19 protein-coding genes are annotated in these 22474 nt (G+C 71.4%); 3 read left to right on the forward strand and 16 right to left on the reverse strand.

Features of this window, described 5'->3' with window-relative positions:
• Nucleotides 1–228 precede the first annotated feature (228 nt).
• From OG202_RS00975 to OG202_RS00985, 3 genes are all read right to left on the reverse strand, one after another.
• A complete protein-coding gene (locus OG202_RS00975; protein WP_327732383.1) occupies nucleotides 229–645 on the reverse strand; it encodes an ATP-binding protein in 417 nt (138 codons plus the stop codon).
• 231 nt (nucleotides 646–876) lie between these two features.
• On the reverse strand, nucleotides 877–3402 hold the full coding sequence (locus tag OG202_RS00980) for a SpoIIE family protein phosphatase (RefSeq protein WP_405892184.1): 2526 nt from the start codon (nucleotides 3400–3402) through the stop codon (nucleotides 877–879).
• 76 nt (nucleotides 3403–3478) lie between these two features.
• Nucleotides 3479–7747 carry a HAMP domain-containing protein gene (locus tag OG202_RS00985; protein ID WP_327731939.1) on the reverse strand — a complete coding sequence of 1423 codons (4269 nt, stop codon included), beginning with the start codon at nucleotides 7745–7747 and terminating at the stop codon, nucleotides 3479–3481.
• 500 nt (nucleotides 7748–8247) lie between these two features.
• On the opposite strand from OG202_RS00985, the gene OG202_RS00990 reads away from it, so the two are divergent.
• The 3 genes from OG202_RS00990 (at nucleotide 8248) to OG202_RS01000 (ending at nucleotide 10336) form a co-directional block, all read left to right on the forward strand.
• Complete coding sequence (locus tag OG202_RS00990; RefSeq protein ID WP_326573284.1) at nucleotides 8248–8655, forward strand: YciI family protein; 408 nt, start codon at nucleotides 8248–8250, stop codon at nucleotides 8653–8655.
• A 17-nt stretch (nucleotides 8656–8672) separates the two neighbouring features.
• Nucleotides 8673–9818, forward strand: coding sequence for an RNA polymerase sigma factor (locus OG202_RS00995; protein ID WP_327732381.1), 1146 nt, complete (start codon nucleotides 8673–8675; stop codon nucleotides 9816–9818).
• Nucleotides 9819–9961: 143 nt separating this feature from the next.
• Nucleotides 9962–10336: a hypothetical protein gene (locus OG202_RS01000; protein ID WP_328224636.1), complete on the forward strand. Its 375-nt coding sequence runs from the start codon at nucleotides 9962–9964 to the stop codon at nucleotides 10334–10336.
• 99 nt (nucleotides 10337–10435) lie between these two features.
• Here OG202_RS01000 and hypE read toward each other — a convergent pair whose 3' ends face one another.
• From hypE to OG202_RS01060, 13 genes are all read right to left on the reverse strand, one after another.
• Nucleotides 10436–11518: a hydrogenase expression/formation protein HypE gene (gene hypE / locus OG202_RS01005; protein ID WP_326573288.1), complete on the reverse strand. Its 1083-nt coding sequence runs from the start codon at nucleotides 11516–11518 to the stop codon at nucleotides 10436–10438.
• On the reverse strand, nucleotides 11511–12638 hold the full coding sequence (hypD, locus tag OG202_RS01010; protein ID WP_328222147.1) for a hydrogenase formation protein HypD: 1128 nt from the start codon (nucleotides 12636–12638) through the stop codon (nucleotides 11511–11513). The genes hypE and hypD overlap by 8 nt, the downstream gene beginning before the upstream one ends.
• Complete coding sequence (locus tag OG202_RS01015; RefSeq protein ID WP_326573292.1) at nucleotides 12635–12940, reverse strand: HypC/HybG/HupF family hydrogenase formation chaperone; 306 nt, start codon at nucleotides 12938–12940, stop codon at nucleotides 12635–12637. Before OG202_RS01015 ends, hypD begins: the two co-directional genes overlap by 4 nt.
• 31 nt (nucleotides 12941–12971) lie before the next feature.
• Nucleotides 12972–15368, reverse strand: coding sequence for a carbamoyltransferase HypF (gene hypF, locus OG202_RS01020; protein ID WP_328222148.1), 2397 nt, complete (start codon nucleotides 15366–15368; stop codon nucleotides 12972–12974).
• Nucleotides 15365–16129 carry a hydrogenase nickel incorporation protein HypB gene (gene hypB, locus OG202_RS01025; protein WP_326573296.1) on the reverse strand — a complete coding sequence of 255 codons (765 nt, stop codon included), beginning with the start codon at nucleotides 16127–16129 and terminating at the stop codon, nucleotides 15365–15367. The genes hypF and hypB overlap by 4 nt, the downstream gene beginning before the upstream one ends.
• A gap of 3 nt (nucleotides 16130–16132) precedes the next feature.
• On the reverse strand, nucleotides 16133–16531 hold the full coding sequence (gene hypA, locus OG202_RS01030; RefSeq protein ID WP_327731933.1) for a hydrogenase maturation nickel metallochaperone HypA: 399 nt from the start codon (nucleotides 16529–16531) through the stop codon (nucleotides 16133–16135).
• Between the two features lie 143 nt (nucleotides 16532–16674).
• A complete protein-coding gene (locus tag OG202_RS46305) occupies nucleotides 16675–16779 on the reverse strand; it encodes a DUF6893 family small protein (RefSeq protein ID WP_405892190.1) in 105 nt (34 codons plus the stop codon).
• An 11-nt stretch (nucleotides 16780–16790) separates the two neighbouring features.
• Nucleotides 16791–17336 carry a hydrogenase maturation protease gene (locus OG202_RS01035; protein WP_326573300.1) on the reverse strand — a complete coding sequence of 182 codons (546 nt, stop codon included), beginning with the start codon at nucleotides 17334–17336 and terminating at the stop codon, nucleotides 16791–16793.
• Nucleotides 17333–18763, reverse strand: coding sequence for a hypothetical protein (locus OG202_RS01040; RefSeq protein ID WP_327731931.1), 1431 nt, complete (start codon nucleotides 18761–18763; stop codon nucleotides 17333–17335). Before OG202_RS01040 ends, OG202_RS01035 begins: the two co-directional genes overlap by 4 nt.
• Nucleotides 18760–19452 carry a DUF6084 family protein gene (locus OG202_RS01045; RefSeq protein ID WP_326573304.1) on the reverse strand — a complete coding sequence of 231 codons (693 nt, stop codon included), beginning with the start codon at nucleotides 19450–19452 and terminating at the stop codon, nucleotides 18760–18762. The genes OG202_RS01040 and OG202_RS01045 overlap by 4 nt, the downstream gene beginning before the upstream one ends.
• Entirely contained in the window at nucleotides 19449–20129 is a 681-nt protein-coding gene (locus OG202_RS01050; protein WP_326573306.1) for a DUF5947 family protein, read from the reverse strand. The genes OG202_RS01045 and OG202_RS01050 overlap by 4 nt, the downstream gene beginning before the upstream one ends.
• Nucleotides 20126–20659: a hypothetical protein gene (locus OG202_RS01055; protein ID WP_327731929.1), complete on the reverse strand. Its 534-nt coding sequence runs from the start codon at nucleotides 20657–20659 to the stop codon at nucleotides 20126–20128. Before OG202_RS01055 ends, OG202_RS01050 begins: the two co-directional genes overlap by 4 nt.
• Nucleotides 20656–22440: a nickel-dependent hydrogenase large subunit gene (locus OG202_RS01060; protein ID WP_327731928.1), complete on the reverse strand. Its 1785-nt coding sequence runs from the start codon at nucleotides 22438–22440 to the stop codon at nucleotides 20656–20658. The genes OG202_RS01055 and OG202_RS01060 overlap by 4 nt, the downstream gene beginning before the upstream one ends.
• Between the last annotated feature and the right edge of the window lie 34 nt (nucleotides 22441–22474).

Genomic DNA, 22474 nt, shown 5'->3' on the forward strand with positions numbered 1-22474 from the left:
TATAGCCCGCCGGCGCAAGGGGGATCGTGTGCCCGCCTGTCCGTCAGGGATGCCCGCTCCTCCTCGCTCGACGCCGCCGTCAACGGTGACGAGACCGGGGAGGCGGCGCCGGCGGACTTCATCGCCGAGGACCTCGGCTGCTCCCGGATGCATGTCTCCCACCTGCTCTCGCGCACCCTGACCCGCCTGCGCCGGGGCATGCTCACCACGAACTGAACCCGGGAGCGCTCAGCTGTCGCGCGGCCGGTCGGCACCGGCCGGGCGGAAGCACGCCGAGACCGTCTTGCCGTGCCGCTGGCACTTCATCTCCAGCTCGTCGGCGAGCATCCGTACGATCCCCACTCCGCGACCGGAGGTCTCACCCGCCTGGGGGTTGCGCTGGAGCGGCAGTGTCGGGTCCTCGTCGTGGACGCTCACCTGCAGGCAGTCCCCGTCCCAGGTGAGGATCAGATGCGCGTCGCTGTGCGCGTGGACATGTGCGTTGGTGAGCAGTTCGGACACCGTCAGGACGACAGCGTCCACCGTCTCGGGCTCAGCCGCGGTCCACGGAAGGGACTCCAGCTGCCTTCGCGTCCACCGCCGACCGGCGTGCACACCTCCTGACACGGGAAACGAATGTGCCCAGCCCATCGCCTTGATCGCCACCGGTTCCTCCGTCCTCCCGTCCAAGGCCGACTCCTACACACCGTGTGCCCGCCCACGGTGTTCGCAGACGTCCCGTCGACCAAGTCCCTGCCGTCACGACGCTGCGAGGACGGCTGCGGGCTGCCCGCCGGATGCCCCGAAGGCCTGTGGCGGCCAGGTTCCGCACCCCTACCGGCAGAGGGCCGTCCGCCACGTGCGGGCAGAGCTCGTTCAGCACGGCGATGAGGGAATCTAGGCCACCCGGACGCCCACGAGGCAGGTGTCGTCGTCCGTGTCGGACTTGCTGTAGGTGAGCAGGCGGTCCAGCTGCTGGTCGAGTGTGGGCGGCACCGTGCGCGCGGCCGTCAGCAGCTGGGCCAGGGATTCCTCCACGGACCGGTCACGGCGTTCGATCAGGCCGTCCGTGTACATCAGCAGGGTGTCGTCGACGGCCAGTTGGGCCTCGTGTTCCTCGTACGTCGCCTCGGGCAGGGCACCGAGCAGCAGGCCCTTGATCAAGGGCAGCTGTGTCGCTTCGCCGGCGCGCACCAGGACGGGCGGCAGATGGCCCGCCCTGGCCCAGCGCAGGGTGTGGCGGTCGGGGTCGTACAGGCCGCAGACCGCCGTGGCGGTGACGGCTCCGGTCAGATGGTGGGCCACCATGTTGAGCCAGGACAGCAACTGCCCCGGTCCTGCCCCCGTCACGGCGAGCCCGCGCAGCGCGTTGCGCAGGACGACCATGCTGGTGGCGGCCTCGATGCCGTGTCCGGCGACGTCTCCCACACACAGCAGCACCAGCCCGGACGGCAGCACCACCGCGTCGTACCAGTCGCCGCCCACCAGGTGCTGGGTCTCCGCGGGCCGGTAGCGAACGGCCACGCGCAGTCCGGGGGCCTCCAACGGGGCCTGCGCCGGGGGCATGATCGCGTGCTGGAGCTGGAGGGTGAGCCGGTTGCGTTCGCTCGCCTGCTGCTCGGAGTGGGCGAGCTGGTCGCGGGTGGCGGCGAGGGCAACCTCCGTCCAGTGGTGGGCGGAGATGTCCTGGTAGGCGCCCCGGACGACGAACAGCCGGCCGTCGGAGTCGAGGACCGGCTCGGCCACCACGCGGATGTGCCGGGTCACGCCGTCGGGCCGTTGGAGCCGGAAGGCGGCGGACGCGGGGCGACGGTGGTGCAGGAGGGTGCGCAGGAACCTGCCGATGGCGACGGCGTCGTCGGGGTGGGCGTGGGCGGGCAGGTCCTCCAGCGGGACCGGGCCGCTGACTGAGGGCTTGCCGTAGAGGCTGTAGAGCTGGCCGTTCCAGGTGATCTCGCCGGTGAGGAGGTTCTCCTCGAACCCGCCGATGCGGCCGAGGCGCTGGGCGTGCTGCAACAGGTTCGCCAGCCGTGCGGTCTCGTCCTCCATGCGCCAGATGAGGAGGACGCAGCCGCCGTGCCGGCTGATGTTGACGTCGGCGACCGCCGCCAGCGGGACATCCTCCACCAGGGCCGTGAGCCGCATGCGGCGGGCGCGGAACGGCTCGCCCGTGGCGTAGACACGTTCGATCTGCTCGAACAGCTCGCTCTCGCCGGCGGCCATCGGGTACGTCTCCAGGAGCAGGGCCCCGTTGACGACACCGCGTGGCCGGCCTCCCGGGTCGAGGAAGCGGCTGTTGACATGGTGGATGCGGAAGTCGATCAGCTCCCCGGTGGCGTCCAGGTGCGGGACGAGCACCAGCGCGGGGTCATGGAGGCCGTCGGTGAGGGCCATCAGTTCGGCGACGTCCGGCAGGGGCCCGGGCCGCGCTTCGCCGTCGGGGTGGGGCGGGGCGTAGATCTCCAGCGTGTGCGCGCACAGCTCGGCCAGGGCCTCGATCTGGCGGACGATCTGCGGAGGCTGGGCTTCCAGCCGTGTGGGCCAGACGATTTCCAGCACTCCGTGGATCCGGCCTCCGGTGCCCGCGGGTACGGCGACCCGGCCGCCTTCGGGGTGGTGGTTCCGGCCGATGGAGGGCAGGCCGGTCTCCGACAGGCAGCCGATCCACTGGCCCGTCCGCTCGCCGAGCCCGCGCCGTGCGACCGTCACCACGCCCGGCGGCACGTACCGCCAGCGTGCCGCCTCCGCGGCCGAGAATCCGGCGCTTCCCGCCAGGGTGAGGGAGCCGTCGGCGCCCAGCGCCCAGATGGCCACGGCTTCCGCGCCGAGCGGCGTGAGGGCGTGTTCCAGCAGGGAGTCGGCCACGGCCTGTGCGTCGTCGGCGGCCAGCGCACCGCTCTCGGCGGTCCGCAACCGTACGGCGGGGGAGCCGCTCCCCGACGGGTCGGTGGGGTCGCCATCGTTCGCGGTGGTCGCGAGGAAGGTGGTCGTCACTTCGGAGAGCCGGTCGCGCGCGGCCTGGTTGATGACCTCGACGGCGAATTCGAGCGGTGTCATGCCCGCCTGCTCGGTCAGTTCGGCGAGCTGACGTGCCGCCTGGGCCGGGCCGCACCCGAGCCGCTCGACAAGGATGCCCTTGGCCAGCTCGATCACGGCACGCCCGTCCGCTTCCGCCTGGGCCGCCTGCACCTCCCGGCGCAATCGCTCCACGGTCGCGGCGAGGCGGCCGACGGGGGACGGCTGCCCCTTGTCGTCCGCTCCTGCCGTACCCGCCACGGCCGGATCGTCGCCACGGGAGACGGGCGGCGTGTCGGGTGGGTCGGTGGACCACAGGTCGATGTCCGCCGTCGGGTCGTCGGCGAGCGGCTCGCCCGTCGAAGCGCCGGCGTCCCGCGACTCGGCCGGCTGCTGGGGATTGCTCACGGTCTGCCTGTTCCTCGGCTCGGGCGTCCGGGGACGCCACGCGGTCGGCTGGTACGCACCGGGGTGTGACGCCCCGTCATACGGACAGCCAGCGTCGGACGCGGCCGATGAGGTCGTCGGTGTCGACCGGCTTGGTGACGTAGTCGTTCGCGCCCGACGCGAGGCTCTTCTCCTGATCGCCGGGCATGGCCTTCGCGGTGACGGCGATGATGGGCAGTTCGGCGTACTGGGGCATCGCCCGGATCTCCGAGGTGGCGGTGTAACCGTCCATCTCCGGCATCATCACGTCCATCAGGACCAGCGAGATGTCCGGATGGGCGAGCAGCATCTCGATGCCCCTGCGGCCGTTGTCGGCGTGCAGGACGTGGAAGCCGTGCAGCTCCAGCATCCCGCTGAGCGCGAACAGGTTGCGCGCGTCGTCGTCGACCACGAGCACCGTACGGCCGAGGAAGGCGCCGTCGACCACCTGCGCGGCCGGGCGCTGGGACTCCTCCGCACGGACCAGCGACAGTACGTCCCCCGGTTCCTCGGCGGACAGATGCAGGGTGATCCGTTCGCGCAGCTCGTCCAGGCTGGAGAGGAAGTCCAGCGGGCGGCCGTCCGCGCGGGAGCGCAGCGTCTGCTCGTGCGCCAGGTCCACGCGATGACCGGTGTGCACGAGTACGGGCACGCTGGCCAGCGCCGAGTCGCCCTCCATGGCCTCCAGCAGACGCGCACCCTCGTCGTCGGGCATGCCGAGTTCCAGGACGACGCAGTGGCAGGGTTCGGCGGCCAGCGTGCTCGCCGCCTCCTGCGCCCCGACCGCCGTGATGATGTCGATCGCCCCGAGGGGATCGTCGGCGGGCGCGAGGTCGGCGACCGCCCGTTCGGCGACGAGGGTCAGCAGTCCGCGCGGGCGTTCCTCGACGACGAGCAGGCGGCGTCGGCGCTGCTCGGGCGGCGCGACGGGAGCGATCTCCGGCCGGGAGGCCGGCGGGAGCTCCCGGCCGGTGGTGTGCGGCTGGTCCGCCGGCCGGCCGCCGCCGTCGAGCAGTTCCTCGAAGTCGGCGCGTGCCACGGGAAGGTAGAGGGTGAAGGTGCTGCCCTGCCCGGGCGTGCTGTCGACCGTGACGGCGCCGCCGAGCAGATGGGCGATCTCCCGGGTGATCGACAGGCCGAGACCGGTGCCGCCGTACTTGCGGCTGGTGGTGCCGTCCGCCTGCTGGAAGGCCCCGAAGATCGTCTCCAGCTGCTGCTGGGGGATGCCGATACCGGTGTCCTTCACCCGGAAGGCCACGACGGGACCGCCGCGGAGGACGCCCGTGGGGACCTCCCGGTCCGCGGCGGGTTCGATGCGCAGGGCGACGCCGCCCTGTTCGGTGAACTTCACCGCGTTCGACAGCAGGTTGCGCAGGATCTGACGCAGCCGGGAGTCGTCGGTGAGCAGGTCTGCGGGCGTGCCCGGCGCGGTGGCCACCGTGAAGTCCAGGCTCTTCTGCGTCGTCATCGGGCGGAACGTAGCCTCGACGTACTCAAGGAGCTTGCGCAGCGGAACCCGCTCCGGAGCGACGTCCATCTTGCCCGCCTCGACCTTCGACAGGTCGAGGATGTCGTTGATCAGCTGCAGCAGGTCCGAGCCCGCCGAGTGGATGATGCCCGCGTACTCGACCTGCTTGGGCGTGAGGTTGCGCGAGGGGTTCTGGGCCAGCAACTGGGCCAGGATCAGCAGACTGTTGAGTGGGGTGCGCAGTTCGTGGCTCATGTTCGCCAGGAACTCCGACTTGTACTTCGACGCCAGCGCCAGCTGCTGTGCGCGCGTCTCCAGCTCCTGCCGTGCCTGCTCGATCTCCAGGTTCTTGGCCTCGATGTCGCTGTTCTGCGAGGCCAGCAGGGAGGCCTTCTCCTCCAGTTCGGCGTTGGAGCGCTGCAGTTCTTCCTGCTGCACCTGCAACTCCTCCGACCGCGCCTGGAGTTCGGCGGTCAGCCGCTGGGACTCCCCCAGCAGTTCGTCGGTGCGCGCGTTGGCCACGATGGTGTTGAGGTTGACGCCGATGGTCGGCATCAGCTGGGCGAGGAAGTCCTGGTGGATCTGGGTGAAGGGGGTGACGGAGCCCAGCTCGATGACACCGAGGACCTGGTCCTCGACCACGATGGGCAGCACCACCAGGGCGCTGGGCACGGCCTGCCCGAGACCGGAGGAGATGGTCACGTAGCCCGGTGGCAGCTCCTCCACGCTGATGGGACGGCGGTTGCGCGCGGCCTGCCCGACCAGCGAGCGCCCGACGGGGATGCGCTCGGGCCGGTCGGTGTCCTCGGGATAGCCGTACGAGCCCACCAGCCGCAGCTCGGGACCGCGCTCGGTGTCCTCGGCGAGGTAGAAGGCGCCGTACTGGGCGGAGGCCAGCGGCGCTAGCTCGTCCATGATGAGTTCGGCGACGACGGGGAGGTCGCGGTGGCCCTGCATCAGGCCGGAGATCCGGGCGAGGTTGGTCTTCAGCCAGTCCTGCTCCTGGTTGGCCCGTGTGGTCTCCCGCAGGGACTCCACCATGGAGTTGATGTTGTCCTTGAGGTCGGCGACCTCACCCGACGCCTCCACGGTGATCGAGCGGGTCAGGTCGCCCTCGGCGACGGCGCTGGTCACCTCGGCGATCGCGCGGACCTGGCGGGTGAGGTTCCCGGCCAGTTCGTTGACGTTCTCGGTCAGCCGCTTCCAGGTGCCCTCGACGCCCTCCACCTCGGCCTGTCCGCCGAGCCGGCCCTCGCTGCCGACCTCGCGGGCGACACGGGTGACCTCGGCGGCGAACGACGACAGCTGGTCGACCATCGTGTTGATGGTGGTCTTCAGCTCCAGGATCTCGCCGCGGGCGTCGACGTCGATCTTCTTCGACAGGTCGCCGCCTGCCACCGCCGTCGTCACCAGGGCGATGTTGCGGACCTGGCCGGTGAGGTTGTTGGCCATCGAGTTGACGTTGTCGGTCAGGTCCTTCCACGTGCCGGCGACGTTCGGCACGTGGGCCTGGCCCCCGAGGCGTCCCTCGGTGCCGACCTCGCGGGCGACACGGGTGACCTCGTCGGCGAACGCGGAGAGCGTGTCGACCATCGTGTTGATGACGTCCGCCAGGGCCGCGACCTCGCCCTTGGCCTCGACCGTGATCTTCTGTGACAGGTCCCCGCGCGCGACGGCCGTGGCGACCTGGGCGATCGAGCGGACCTGGCCGGTCAGGTTCGACGCCATCACGTTGACGTTGTCCGTCAGGTCCTTCCAGGTCCCCGACGCGCCCCGGACGATCGCCTGTCCGCCCAGATTGCCCTCGGTGCCGACCTCGCGGGCGACGCGGGTGACCTCGTCGGCGAAACCGGACAGCTGATCCACCATCGTGTTGATGGTGTTCTTCAACTCCAGAATCTCACCACGGGCATCCACCGTGATCTTCTGCGACAGATCTCCCTGAGCCACCGCCGTGGCCACCTGGGCGACGTTGCGGACCTGCGCGGTGAGGTTGCCCGCCATGAAGTTGACGGAGTCCGTGAGGTCGCGCCAGGTGCCCTTCACGCCCTGGACGTCCGCCTGTCCACCGAGCCGTCCCTCGGTGCCGACCTCGCGGGCGACGCGGGTGACCTCGTCGGCGAAACCGGACAGCTGATCCACCATCGTGTTGATGGTGTTCTTCAACTCCAGAATCTCACCACGGGCATCCACCGTGATCTTCTGCGACAGGTCTCCCTGAGCGACCGCCGTGGTCACCTGGGCGACGTTGCGGACCTGGGAAGTGAGGTTGCCCGCCATGAAGTTGACCGAATCGGTCAGGTCGCGCCAGACGCCACCGACGCCGGGCACCTGGGCCTGTCCGCCGAGCCTGCCTTCGCTGCCGACCTCGCGGGCGACGCGCGTGACCTCGTCGGCGAAGGCGGAGAGCTGGTCGACCATCGTGTTGACGGTCTCCTTCAGCTGCAGGATCTCGCCGCGCGCGGGGACGTCGATCTTCTGCGACAGGTCGCCCTTGGCGACCGCCGTCGCCACCTGCGCGATGTCGCGCACCTGCGTGGTCAGATTGCCCGCCATGGCGTTGACCGAGTCGGTCAGATCGGCCCAGGTGCCCGAGACCCCCGGCACCTCGGCCTGTCCGCCGAGCGTGCCTTCGGTGCCCACCTCACGCGCCACCCGGGTCACTTCCGAGGTGAACACGGACAGTTGGTCCACCATGCCGTTGAAAACCGTCGCGATGTCGCCGAGCAGGCCCTCGCCGTCGGACGGCAGCCGGGTGCCGAAGTCGCCGTCCCGTACGGCGGTCAGGCCGGCCAGGAGCTGCCGTAGCTCCTGCTCCCCCGGGGCCCGGTCGACGGCCTCGATCGTCTTGCTGCTCATGCGCACCCTCGTTCCGCTCCCCAAGAGCCCTCGCGCCGAGGGCTCGGAACCCGCGCCGGGCCGTGAGAGGCCCGCTCACCGACCGCATTTCCGCAGTTCACGGATCGGCCTGATGAGAAAATCCGGTGAAGGTTAACTCAGTTGTCGTCCGACAACCAAAGCCTGGTGCGGAGATCTCGTTCGCCCCGAAAAGATACCGCCCTGGGCCGAATGGACGGATGGTCGCGGGGCACTCGGGCAGATTCGGCATCGCCGCTTGTTAGAGCCGCACGGACACCTTCGGGATCGACGGGACCCACCGCGCGGCGGGGCATCACCGGCCTTGCCCGAGGGCGCGTTGCCCACAGGGACCGCGCCTCGCCCGCTCACCGCCCGACCGCGACCACTCATCCACGAAAATCCGAAAAAGATCGGCCGGCCATGTCGAGAACCCGCGACCGGCTCCGTCCCTGGTGTGAGCGCGACCAGAATGGGTCGCACGAGGACCGAGGAGAACCACGATGGCCAAGTACCTGATGCTCAAGCACTACCGGGGCGCCCCGGCCGCGGTCAACGACGTGCCGATGGACCAGTGGACACCCGAGGAGATCACGGACCACGTGCAGTACATGCGGGACTTCGCGGCCCGGCTCGAGGGGACCGGCGAGTTCGTCGACGGCCAGGCACTCGCCCCCGAGGGAACGTGGGTCCGGTACGACGGTGAGGGGCGCCCGCCGGTCACCGACGGACCGTTCGCCGAGACGAAGGACCTCATCGCCGGCTGGATGGTGATCGACGTCGACAGCTACGAGCGCGCCGTCGAGCTGGCCGGGGAACTCTCGGCCGCCCCCGGGGCGGGCGGGAAGCCCATCCACGAGTGGCTCGAACTGCGCCCCTTCCTGACCGCGCCGCCCACCATCACGGAGTGACCTCGCAGGTGTCCCAGATGAACGAGGCCCTGCTCCGGAGCCTCACACCGGGCGTGCTCGCCGTCCTCGTCCGCCGCGGAGCCGATTTCGCGGCGGGCGAGGACGCCGTGCAGGACGCACTGGTCGAGGCGATCCGGGTCTGGTCGGCCGACGCGCCGCGGGACGCGAAGGGCTGGCTGGTCACCGTGGCCTGGCGCAAGTTCCTCGACGCGACCCGCGCGGACACCGCCCGCCGTCGGCGTGAGGCTCTCGTCGACGAGGAGCCGACGCCCGGGCCCGCGCCCGCGGCGGACGACACGCTCCAGCTCTACTTCCTCTGCGCCCATCCGTCCCTGACGCCGTCGTCCGCGGTCGCGCTCACGCTGCGCGCCGTCGGCGGGCTGACCACCCGCCAGATCGCCCAGGCCTATCTGGTGCCCGAGGCGACCATGGCGCAACGCATCAGCCGGGCCAAGCGCACCGTCTCCGGAGTGCGGTTCGACCAACCCGGCGACGTCGCGACCGTGCTGCGCGTCCTGTACCTGGTCTTCAACGAGGGCTACTCCGGTGACGTCGACCTCGCCGCCGAGGCCATCCGGCTCACCCGGCAGCTCGCGGCCGGGATCGACCACCCCGAGGTGGCGGGACTGCTCGCCCTCATGCTGCTCCACCACGCCCGGCGCGCCGCCCGGACCACGCCCGACGGCAGCCTGGTGCCGCTCGCCGACCAGGACCGGGGCCGGTGGGACACGGAGTCGATCGCCGAGGGGGTCGAGATCCTGCAGGCGGCCCTGGCCCGCGACCGGCTGGGCGAGTTCCAGGCGCAGGCCGCCATCGCGGCCCTCCACGCCGACGCGCCCGCCGCCGAGGAGACGGACTGGGTGCAGATCGTCGAGTGGTACGACGAGCTCGCGCGCCTGACCGACAGCCCGGTCGTCCGGCTCAACCGCGCGGTCGCCGTCGGCGAGGCCGACGGGCCGCGCGCCGGTCTGGCGGCGCTCGCGGCACTGGACGACTCGCTCCCCCGCCACGCAGCCGTGGCGGCGTACCTCCACGAACGCGACGGCGACCTGGCGACGGCGGCACGCCTGTACGCCGAGGCCGCCCGGAAGGCACCCAATCTCGCGGAGCGTGACCACCTCACCCGCCAGGCCGCCAGGCTCAACGCCCGCCGACGCCGCTGACGGGCCGAGGCCGGGAGAACCAGGAAGACCAAAAGCACTTGAAAGATCGCGATATGCCCGAAGTGTCACGAGAAGGGATAATTCATCTATCGCGGTGACGCATGAGCGGCGTCCCCATGGACCACGAACAGGCAGGTCGGACCATGCCGAAGAAACCACGTTCGTCCGAGCCACCGCACGGAAAGGGCCCCAGCCGTCACCAGGGCACCGGTCAGCACGGCTGGTCACCCGATGTGGACGAGACGCATCAGCAGGACAACCCGAGCGCTCACCGCTCCTTCCGTACGGCGGAACACGCCGGCGAGGGGGGCCGGGGCCGGACGAAGTCCGCCGAGGAGTCGAAGTCCGTTCCGGGTGACACGGCGAAGAGCCACGGGGCGCGCGGCGAGGAGTACGGCGACGCGGACGAGAAGGGCCGACGCGACACCGGACGCAAGGGACGTTCCCAGCGCCCCAGCGGAACCAGGGACGCTTCCGCCGAGACCGGCGTGGACCCGCAGGACCCGCAGGACCCGTAGGACCCGCAGGACCCGCCGTCCGGCCGCCGACGGGATCGGGTCCCGTCGGCGCCCGGACGCCCGCCATTTTCGTCGACGCGCGAGGCCGCGAGGTCCAGGTCAGCAGATCCGCGGCAGTTGCTCCCCGATCGGCAGATCGACCACCCGCGTTCCCCCCAGGCCGGTGCGGGCCACGACCATGCCGGGATGCGCCTCGACGGCCTCACCGATGATCACGGAATCCGTACCCAGAGGATGGGCGCGCATCGCCTCGAGGACGGCGTCGGCGTGCTCGCGCGGGACGAAGGCCACCAGCTTGCCCTCGTTGGCGATGTACATGGGGTCCAGTCCGAGAATGGCGCAGGCGTTGGCCACGGCCGACGGGACCGGGACCTCGCGTTCCCGGATGACGACCCCGGTGCCGGAGGCCTCCGCGATCTCGTTGAGCGCCGCCGCCAGGCCACCTCGGGTGGGATCTCGCAGGACGTGCAGATCCGGGGTGACGGCGAGCATGGCGTCGACCAGGCCGCCGAGCGCCGCGCAGTCGCTCTTGATCTCCACGCCGAATTCCAGGCCCTCGCGCACGCTCATGATCGCCACTCCGTGGACACCGATGGCGCCGCTGACGATCACGACGTCGCCGGGGACGACCCGCTGAGGACGCAGATCGACGCCCGCCGGAACCAGCCCGATGCCCGCCGTGTTGATGAAGATCCCGTCGCCGTGGCCGGCCTCCACCACCTTGGTGTCGCCGGTGGCCACCTCCACCCCGGCGGTGCGCGCGGCCGCGCCCAGCGCCTGGGACACCCGCGTGACCACGTCCAGCTCGACGCCCTCCTCCAGGATGAATCCGCAGGAGAGGTAGGCGGCGCGGGCACCGCTCATGGCGAGGTCGTTGACGGTCCCGTTGACCGCCAGGTCGCCGATGCTGCCGCCGGGGAAGAACAGCGGCCGCACCACGTACGAGTCGGTGGAGAACGCCAGCCGGGCTCCGCCCAGGGCGAGGACGGCGGCGTCACCCATCTGGGCGAGCACCTCGCCCCCGAAGGCCGGAGCGAAGATCTGCTGGACCAGTTCGGCGGAGAGGGCTCCTCCACCGCCGTGCCCCATGACGACACGCGGCCGGTCCCGCACGGGCGCCGGACACGTCCACCCCTCGATGTCCAGGGCGGTGGGCACGGGGAGATCGGTGATGTCAGACAACGGGGCTCGCCTCCCGGGCCTTGGTCGTGGGCAGGTCCAGCCGCCGGTAGAGGTAGTACGCCGCGCAGGCGCCCTCGCTGGAGACCATGGTGGCTCCCAGCGGCGTACGGGGGGTGCACAGGGTGCCGAAGGCCTCGCACTCGTGCGGCTTGAGCAGCCCCTGCAGGACCTCTCCGCTGCGGCACTCGGCGGGTTCGGCCGTCCGGATCCCGCCGACCGCGAAGCGGTGCTCGGCGTCGTGGTCGCGGTACTTCGACGACAGCTGCCAACCGCTGTCGGGGATCACCCCGATACCGCGCCAGGCACGGTCGGTGACCTCGAAGACGTCCTCCAGCATGGCCCGGGCGGCCGGGTTGCCCTCCGGGCGCACGGCGCGGGCGTAGGCGTTGTCGACGGTGTGCTCGCCGCGCTCCAGCTGACGGACGGCCCGGCGCACGCCTTCGAGGATGTCCAGTGGCTCGAAGCCCGTCACCACGATCGGCACGCGGAAGCGCCGCGCGAGCTCCGGGTACTCCCCCACCCCCATCACGCTGCAGACGTGCCCGGCAGCGAGGAAGCCCTGTACCCGGCAGCTGGGCGAGGACATGATCGCCTCGATGGCCGGTGGTACGCGGACATGGGACACCAGCATGCTGAAGTTCTCGATGCCCAGTTTCCTGGCCTGATGGACCGTCATGGCGTTGGGGGGTGCCGTCGTCTCGAAGCCGATGCCGAAGAACACCACCTCACGGTCCGGGTTCTGCTGTGCGATCCGCAGCGCGTCCAGCGGCGAGTAGACGACACGCACGTCACCGCCCTCCCCGCGGACCTGGAAGAGGTCCCGCCCCGTGCCGGGCACGCGCAGCATGTCCCCGAAGGAGCAGAAGATCACCTCCGGCCGGGAGGCGATCTCCAGCGCCTTGTCGATGACCTCCAGCGGGGTCACGCACACCGGACACCCCGGACCGTGGATCAACTCGACCTGGTCCGGCAGGAGTTGGTCGATGCCGTGCCGGATGATGCTGTGCGTCTGGCCGCCGCACACCTCCATCAGCGCCCATGGCCTGGTCACCGTGGCGTGGATGTCGTCGAGGAGCCGACGCGCCAGCTCCGGGTCCTGGAACTCGTCGATGTACTTCACTGGTTGCGCACCTCTTCCACCGGGTCCATGCCCGCCTCCACCGCCGCCATCTCCCAGGGGTCACCGAACTCCTCCTGCAACAGGCCGAGTTCGGCGAAGAGTTCGAGCGTCTGCCGCGCCGACTCCTCGTCCAGCCGTTGCAGGGCGAACCCGACGTGGACGATGGCGTACTCGCCCACCCGGAGGTCGGGCAGATACTCCAGGCACACCTCCTTGACCACGCCGCCGAAGTCGACGGTGGCCATCCGGGTGCCGTCCCGTTCCTCGATGTCCAGCACTCTGCCGGGTACCGCCAGGCACATGAGCCTCTCCTCGCTGTGGGTCGCGCGTCGCTCAGTCGGTGGGCGTGGGAGTCGAAGTGGCGCGGGCGGCCACCATCAGCTGGCCCAGCGCCAGACCGCCGTCGTTGGGGGGCACCAGGTGGTGCCGCAGGACCGTGAAGCCGTCCTCGCGCAGGCCGGCGGCACAGGCCGACGAGAGCAGCGTGTTCGCGAACACGCCTCCCGTCAGGGCGACCGTGTCCAGCCCGTGCCGCTCCCGCGCCCGCCCGCACATCCGGCGCACCAGAGCGGACACACCCCGATGGAAGCGGGCCGCGACCACGGGCGGCTCCACGCCCGCGCGCAGGTCGCCGGCGATCGCCGCGAACACCGGTGCCGGATCGGCCCGTACGACGCCGCCCCGGCTCTTCTCCGAGGCGTGCAGGGCGAAGGCGTACGCCGTGGTGTCCTCGGCGGGCGCCCGCAGAGCCGCGCCTTCCAACTCGACGGCGGCCTGTGCCTCGTATCCGGCGCGGTGGCACACACCGGTCAGCGAGGACACGGCGTCGAAGAGGCGGCCCATGCTGGACGTGGGGACACAGTTCAGGTCTCGCTCCAACTGCCGCTCCAGGACCTGCAGTTCGTCGGGCGGGCAGGCGGCCGTACAGGCGAGGTCAGCGGACCAGGGGATCCCGGCCGCCCGCAGATGGGCCAGTGCCATGCGGTACGGCCGGCGCACCGCGGCGTCGCCACCGGGCAGCGGGACGTACGCGAGGTGCCCGAACCGGGTGAAGCGGTCGTAGTCGGCGAGCAGGAACTCCCCGCCCCACACGGCGCCGTCGTCGCCGTGGCCGGTGCCGTCGAAGGCGACGCCGATCACCGGCCGGGTGCCGTCCAGCCCGTGCTCGGCCATCGCGGCGGCGACGTGCGCGTGATGGTGCTGGACGCGCACGACGGGCCGGTGCGCCGCGTTCCGGTCGACCCACCGGGCGGAGCGGTAGCCCGGATGCCGGTCGGACGCCAGGGTCTCGGGCCGCACTCCCGTGATGGACTCCAGCTGCGCCGCCGCGCGCTCGAAGGCCCGCTGCGTGCCGACGTCGTCCATGTCGCCGATGTGCGCCGACAGCCAGGCGCGGCGGCCCGACCCCAGACAGAAGGCGTTCTTCAGGTCTCCCCCGACCGCGAGGGCCGGCCGCACGGACAGCGGCAGGGTGAGCGGCAACGGGGCGTAGCCACGCGAGCGGCGGATCACCAGCGGCTTCCCGTCACAGACCCGGACCACGGAGTCGTCGCACGGGACATGGATCGGCCGGTCGTGTGTGAGCCAGGCGTCGGCCAGATGCGCGAGCCGCTCCAGCGCCTCGGTGTCGTCGGTGACGATCGGCTCACCGGAAACGTTGCCGCTGGTCATGACGAGCAGCCGGGGGCCGTCCGCGTCGCCGGGCAGGCCGAGCAGCAGATGGTGCAGGGGCGTGTAGGGCAGCATCACGCCGAGGTCGGGACTGCCGGGCGCGACGGCCTCGGCGGGCTTCGGATCCCCGGCGGCGTACGACGGGTCCGGGTGCCGCCTCAGCAGGACGACCGGCCGGGCCCGGTCTTCGAGCAGACTCCGCTCCTCGGGGCTCAGCCGCACGAGGTGGCGGACATCGTCCGGGGTCCTGGCCATGACGGCGAACGGTTTGTCCCCCCGCGCCTTCCGGCGTCGCAGGAGGGCGACCGCCGCCCGGCTCGTGGCGTCGCAGGCCAGGTGGTAGCCGCCCAGGCCCTTCACGGCGAGGATCCCGCCCCGCGTCAGCAGTGCGCGCGCCTCGCCGACCGGGTCCGCCCCGTCGACACCCCTGAGCCCCTCCTTCTCGGCGACGACCAGCCGCAGACGCGGCCCGCAGGCCGGGCAGGCGACCGGCTGCGCGTGGAAACGCCGGTCGGCCGGATCCGCGTACTCCCGGGCACAGTCGGGGCACATCCGGAAGCCGGCCATGGTGGTGTTGGCCCGGTCGTAGGGCACCGCGGTGACGATCGTGAAGCGCGGGCCGCAGTGGGTGCAGTTGACGAACGGGTGGCGGTACCGCCGGTCCGCCGGGTCGGCCAACTCGGCGAGACAGTCGGCGCAGGTGGCGGAGTCCGGGGAGACCAGGGTGCGTGCCGGTCCGTCGGCGCGGGAGGCGAGGATGGTGAACGCGGTGCCGCCGGCGGGAGGCATCTCCGTGTGGTCGACGGACTCCACGCGGGCCAGCGGGGGCGCCTGGGCGGCGATCCGGTCGCAGAACCGGGCCACGGCCGAGGCGGTGCCCTCGACCTCCACGACGACGCCCTCCGGGGTGTTGGTCACATGTCCGGCCAGGGCGAGTTCGGCGGCGAGGCCGTACAGGTACGGCCGGAAACCCACGCCCTGCACCACTCCCCGGACGGTGACCCGGCGGCGTAGCGGGGTGTCCTCGGCGACGGCGGCCGGGGCCTGCGAAGCGCTCACGAGTGGGTGTGGGCCATCGTGCCGGTGGCCTCCGGGTGCGCGTGGGTGTGTCCGTGCGTGTGACCGTGGTGGGAGTGCCCGGCCATGACCGGCGAGTGGACGGGGGCACCGTCCGCGGCGGCCATGGCCCTGTCGAGCAGTACGCCGATCCCCTGCCCCCGTCGTGCCGAGGTCATGACCACCTCGACTCCGGGGTTGACCTGCTCCAGGTTCGCGCGGAACGTGATCGCGTCGAACTCGACGGCCGCCGCGAGGTCGGTCTTGGTGACCACGACCAGCTGGGCGAGGCCGAAGGCGGTGGGGTACTTGAGCGGCTTGTCCTCGCCCTCCGTGACGGAGGCGAGGACGACCCTCAGCGTCTCCCCCAGGTCGTAGGAGGCAGGGCAGACGAGGTTGCCGACGTTCTCCACGAACAGCAGCCGGGTGTCGTCGGGCAGCCACCCGTCCAGGTGCCCGGCGAGCATCCCCGCCTCCAGGTGGCACAGTCCGTCGGTGAGCACCTGCTTGACCGGGACACCCGAACGCGCCAGGCGGACCGCGTCGTTCTCGGTGGCAAGGTCGGCGCTCAGCGCCGCGACGGCCACGGACCGCTCCCGTGCCCGCAGCAGTTCCTGTTCCAGCAGCGCGGTCTTGCCGCTGCCCGGGCTGGACAGCAGATTGACGACCGCGGTGCCTCGGGCCGTGAGATGTGCGCGCAGTTCGTGGGCGCTCGCGTCGTTCTTCGCGAGTACGGCCTGGCGCAGGTCGGTGACACGGCACATGGTTCAGCGCTCCTCGGAGATCGGTTCGCGGGTGGGCGGGTGCGCGGGGCCGCCGTCCTCCCAGTGCACGTCGACGATCTGCAGTTCCCGGCCCGCGAGCAGGTCGGTACGCGTCCCGCCGCACGCGGGGCAGGTCAGCCGGGGAGGCATACCGACGGCCCATTCGTGTGCGCAGGGCGTGCAGCGGGCCCGCCCCGGCACCGCTTCGGTGACCAGTTCGGCGCCTTCCAGCAGGGTTCCGGCACAGGCCAGTTCGAAGCAGAAGGCGAGTGCGTCGGGTACGACACCGGCGAGTTCGCCCACCTGGAGCCGCACCGATCGCACCGCCGTGACACCTTCGGTCCGGTCGGCGGCCTCCGCGACCTGGTCGACGACCGCCAGCGCGACGGACATCTCGTGCATGGGTATCCGTCCTTCCGCCGCCTGCCCTGACCGGGGTTCATTAGAGGCGCGCACACCCGGGGCGCACGGCCCGGCACGCCGTCACACGTCGGCAGGTACGCCGTTCGACGCAACCGGAGGGCACCCCGGGGTGGCACCCCGGTTCACATCCGTCGGATCCGCAGATAGCGCCTGAGGTCGGGAAGCACCTCGGCGGCGACGGCCACCAGGGCCGCCACGGCGGCTCCTCCAATGACGATCTTCTTCATCCCGTCTCTCCTCATGTCGAAGCCTCAGCGGTGGGGACCTGCGCCACGGACGGTTCGCCGTTCCGCAGGAGTTCTTCGATCAGCCGGACGGCCTCCGGCACGGCGTCGGACACCGGCGCGCTGAGCCCGATGCCCTCGTCCACCGAGGCCGGTTCGCATCCGACGACCAGGACACGGCGTGGTGGCCGGCCGCCGGTCCCGGCGCAGAGGGTGCCCAGCAGCGCCAGTACGGTGTCGGGGGTCATCCGGTGGCCGTCCAGGGCGGGGGCACCGGGCGCCGGGCTCGGGCCTGCGACCTCGTGCTCGATCACGTACAGCGTGCCGGGGGCTTCGCCGCGTGCCGTGGCGTCCACGAGGACGAGGGTGTCGTAGCCGTCCAGGAGTTGGTAGGCGAGGTGCACCCCGCGTACCCCGATGTCCACGACCTCGACGTGTTCTGGCTGGTCACGCTCGGAGAGTCGGCGCGCGGTCTCCACGCCGAAGCCGTCGTCGCGGAGGAAGATGTTGCCGATGCCCGCCACGAGAGTCCGTGGACCGGCCGGTGGGGAAGGGTTCATGCGTCGTCCTCCAGCGGTGTGACCTCGTCGGGCTGGAAGTACAGGAAGCGGCCCTGCTCGCGGCGGATGTCGGCGCCCGGGTCGCCCTCGACGGTGACCGCCAGGTGCACCCCGCCGTCGACGTCGTGCAGCACCGCCTCGACCTTGGCGGTGCGGCCCCGCAGGAAGATGTCCTGTGCGTCGGTGCGCCGCAGGCCCGGGTGGAGCTCGACGCGGCTGCCCTTGCCCACCGACCGGCCGTCCACGACCACGCGGTCCTGCGCCGGGTCGAAGCCGGTGTCGCTCGCGGGGTCCCACCAGGGGGTCTCCGGCCGCCGCACCCCGAACTCGTCGGGGAAGCCGAGGTCCGGGGCGACGGGGGCCGGGCCGGTGACCTCGCGCAGGCTCCGTACCGCCCCGTGCAGTCGCTCCAGTACCTCGGCCGGCATCGAGTCCGCGAGTTCGATCACGGCGGCCGCCCGCTCGTCGGTGCCCCTGGCCTCGCGTTTCTCCTCGTCGGTGAGGGCCGCCGTGCGCAGCGCGAGGATCTCGTCGATCTCGGTGGCGTCGTAGAGAGCGCCGGGGCTCTCCGGTGCGATGGCCGGATGGTCCTCCAGGATGATCGGCGAGGACAGCACGAGGTCCGAGCGGCCGGGTTCACCGGCGAGTACGGGCCAGGTGTGCAGGTTGCGGCAGGCGGCGACCGCGCCCTTGGCCCACTCGGGGGGATCGGTCATCGACAGGAACGATCCGGCGCTGAGGGCCATGAGGAGGTGGGTGGCCACCAGGGAGTGCGGCAGCGCCGCGTCCCGGTCGGCGCCGCGCCCCTCGGGCGGTGTCCAGTCGCTGGTGTTCTCGACGACGGCGGTCAGCCGCAGGGTCCGGTAGGGGCCGTCGAGTTCGCGGGCGGACAGCCGGACCCTCCCGTTGATCTCCTCGCACCGCCGGACCAGTCGGCCCACGGTACGGCCGGCCGCGTCCAGGGCCGGTGCGGTGTCCTCCCGGGCGGGGAGTCGGAAGGTGTGGGTGACGCCGTCGCCGAGGAGTTCGTCCACCGGCGCGATCACCTCGACGCGTTCCTCGAACCCCTCGTCCCAGGGCACCAGCACCCGGTCGTCGAGGTCGAGTTCGGTGACGGTGTCGAAGCCGCCGTCCGGGCGGACCCGCTGCACGGTGCGCCGCCGGGCGTGCAGGAAGCGCACCTCGACCGAGAGGGTCGCACCCGCTTTCGGTTCCATCAGGCATTCGGTGTGCTGGAAGTCGTGCTCCTCGCACTCGGCGCCCCAGCCGGGCGGCACGAGCACCCCGAACTGCCAGCGCAGCCGGTTCTTGGCCGCCGAGGCGCGGTACGGGTAGAGCACATAGCCCTCGAAGAGGACGGCGTCGGCCACCTGCCGGGCGACGGCGAACCGCTCCTCGGTCTCGGGGGCGAACGCGGTCACGGTCACGGGTCGGTCCTTCCGGTGGTGCCGGTGAGCGTGCGGAACGGGTCGCTGCGGGGTGGGTCCGCGGCGCCGCCGCCGTCGAGCAGGGCCTTGAGGGTCGCTTCCCAGGAGGGCAGCGCGTGCCGGGAGCGGTAGGCGAGGAGGGCGTCCATGGTGTCGCGGGGCAGCCGGATCCAGCCGCAGCCGGGGAAGTGCTGCTCGACCATCTCCCGCCAGGTGGCGACCGGCATCCGGAAGGAGGCCTCGCGGTCCCACGGGACCGGTTCGATCCGGAAGCCGCCGGCGCCGGTGAAGGCCGTGCCGGAGAACAGCATCAGGAGGGGTACCTCGCCGTCGGTGAGGGCGGTGAGATAGCGGGTGGCGGCGATCTCCATGTCGTACGTGCAGGGCACGACGAGGTCGGTCTCGATCTCTCCGGTGAAGCTCGGGACCATGACCGAGACCTGGGCGAACTGCACCGGCTGGAGCGTGCTGCCCCAGCGTGAGCGCTCGCCGAAGAGGTCCGCCAGTCCGTCGGCCTCGGCGGGCTCGTAGGCTCGGCGGGCGGGTTCGATGCGGATCTGGCAGCGCAGGGCGAGGGCGTGCACGCGGGCGTTGTCGGCGGCCGTGACGCGCAGCCGGAAGACGAGGGTCGGTCCGGCGGCGTACCGGTCGGCGCGGACGCCGACGCAGCCGAAGGAGAACTCCGTCACGGGCGCACCGCCTCGTTGGGCAGGTGGCCCGCCGCGTCCGACGCGTCCTGCGCCTCGCCCACGGGCCGGGCCCGTCGCGCGACGTCCGCGAAGAACGCGTCCAGCGCGGCACGGGCCTCGGCCCCGCCGTCGAATCCCTGCCACAACAGGCGCATGCGGCCGACGAGTTCGTAGCAGATGTCGATCGGTACGAGGTGGCACTCTCGGTGTCCGTCGGTGCGGCGCAACAGCAGTGCCTCCACGTCGGGTTCGAGGAGTTCGGCGAGGCGGCTGCCGCCGATGACCTCCGCCCAGGTGGCCGGTTCGAGTTCGCTCTCGGTGGCTCCGGCCGGGCTCGGGTAGAGGGCGACCAGTCGGTCGAGCGCCGCGTTGCGGAAGAGGAAGGCGACGCCGACCGGGATCTGCAACGCCTCCCACGCGCTGTCGTCGAGGCGGTGTCCGGGGTCGGTGAGGTAGCGGGCCGGGACCGCGCGGAAGCGGCCCGCGGCGGCACCCGGCTGTTCCATCAGCAGCGCGCAGGCGGTGCAGGCGCAGACGAGGGCGCGTTTCTCGGTGTCGACGAGGTGGCGGTGGTCCTCGGGCACCACGGCCGCGCACAGTTCGCACCGCTCCGGCTGCGGCGGTCGCTCGGTGAGGAACCTTCGCAGGCCGGCGGGGGGCGCGGTGGTCGCGCTCATCGGGTCCCCGTCGGTGCGGTACCGATTTGGAGGAGGGTGGGCCCCTCGGGGGCGGTCTCCACGTCGACGGCCCTGACCTCGGGGGCGAAGCAGGCGAGCGCCGCCTCCGCGGCCTGCCGGACATCCGCGCCGGAGCCGCAACCGCAGCCTCCGGCCTCCCGGGCCCGGACCCTCAGCGTGCCGCTCTCCTCGTCGAAGTCCACGACCTCCAGGGTGTGTTCCCGGACGCTGTCGAGGGCCCGGGCGATACGGGTGTCGCGGTCCTCGGGGTGCAGGTCGTGCAGGACGAGCAGGCTCGCGACCAGTTCGTCACCGAGCAGTGCGGCCGACGGTGAGCCGGCGGAGGAGGCCAGCAGGTGGAGGATGCGGGCCAGGCCCGCGCCGTAGAAGTCCATGAGGGACCGGACGAGTTCCTCGGCCGCCGTGGCGGCGGCCGGGTCGCCGCTCGCGGCCAGTCGGTCCAGCACCTCCTCGACGCGGCGTCCGGTCTGCTCCGCGTTCATCGGCGCCGTCGCCGTCGCCGCGCTCATCCGCCCAGTCCGCTCAGGCCGGTGGGCACGTGCATCGACTTCACGGTCTTGCCGCCACCGACGTACATGTGGACGCCGCAGGGCAGACAGGGGTCGAAGCTGCGGACGGCGCGCATGATGTCGATGCCCTTGAAGTTGTCCGGGGTGTTCTCCTCGAAGATGGGCGTGTTCTGCACGGCGTCCTCGTACGGGCCGGGCGTGCCGAAGGTGTCCCTGGTGCTGGCGTTCCAGGGGGTGGGCGGGTACGGGTGGTAGTTGGCGATCTTGCCGTCGCGGATCACCATGTGGTGGGAGAGGACGCCGCGGACCGCCTCGGTGAAGCCGACGCCGATGCCCTCGTCCGGGACCTCGAACTTCTCCCAGGTCTGGGTGCGTCCGGCGCGGACCTCCGCCAGGCCCTTCTCCGCGCAGTGCAGGGCGACGGCGGCGGCGTACGCCTGGAAGTAGGTGCGGGCGCGGTTGCGCTCCAGCGCGTTGGACCACCGCGGGATCTTCCACTCGAAGGTGGTCTCCGGCTTGGTCATGGTGCGGGGCAGGTTGATGACCACGCTGTGGCCGGTGGCCTTGATGTAGCCGATGTCGACGAGCCCGGACAGGGCGGTGGACCACAGGCGGGCGATGGGGCCGCCACCGGTGTCCAGGGCGAGGTGGTCCTTGCCGTCGAACCAGCGCGGGGACATGACCCAGCTGTACTTGTCGTCGAAGTTCCGCTTCTGCGGGGCGGGGATGGTGTGCTGGTTCCACGGGTGGCGCGGGTCCACCGGGTTGCCGAGCGGGTCGTGGGTGACGAACTGCTCCTGGCCCTGCCAGTCCTCGTAGTAGGAGCTGCCCAGCAGGATGCGGATACCGAGGTTGATCTCGGTGAGGTCGTTGGTGACGAGCTTGCCGTCGACGATGACGCCGGGGGTGACGAACATCTTCCGTCCCCAGTCGGTCATGTTGGCGTAGGTGAAGTCGCAGTACTCGGGGTCGTTGAGCGCGCCCCAGCAGCCGAGCATGACCCGGCGGCGGCCGACCTCCTCGTACCCGGGCAGAGCCTCGTAGAAGAAGTCGAACAGGTCGTCGTGCAGGGGCACGACGCGCTTCATGAACTCGACGTACCGCATGAGGCGGCTCATGTAGTCCGTGAAGAGCTGTACGGAGGCGATGGTGCCGACGCCGCCCGGGTAGAGCGTGGAGGGGTGGACGTGGCGGCCCTCCATCAGGCAGAACATCTCGCGTGTGTAGCGGCTGACCTGGAGGGCCTCACGGTAGAACTCGCCCTCCAGGGGGTTGAGCGAGCGCATGATGTCGGCGATCGTGCGGTAGCCGTGCTCGGCGGCGTGCGGGGCCTCGGTGCGTTCGGCGAGTGCGAGGACGCCGGGGTTGGTCTCCCTGACCATCTTCTCGCAGTAGTCGACCCCGACCAGGTTCTCCTGGAAGATGTTGTGGTCGAACATGTACTCCGCGGACTCGCCGAGGTTGATGATCCACTCGCCGAGGTGCGGGGGCTTCACGCCGTACGCCATGTTCTGCGCGTACACCGAGCAGGTGGCGTGGTTGTCGCCGCAGATCCCGCAGATGCGGCTGGTGATGAAGTGGGCGTCGCGGGGGTCCTTCCCACGCATGAAGACGCTGTAGCCGCGGAAGACCGACGAGGTGCTGTAGCACTCCGCGACCCGCTTCTGCTTGAAGTCGATCTTCGTGTGGATGCCCAGGCTGCCCACGATCCGGGTGATCGGGTCCCAGGCCATCTCCACCAGGCCACTGCCGTCGCCGGCCGTCTTCGTCCTCGGTGCCATCGTCTGTGCCGTGCCCTTCGTTGCGCGGTCGGTT

The sequence above is a fragment of the Streptomyces sp. NBC_00310 genome, assembly GCF_036208085.1.
GTDB lineage: Bacteria > Actinomycetota > Actinomycetes > Streptomycetales > Streptomycetaceae > Streptomyces.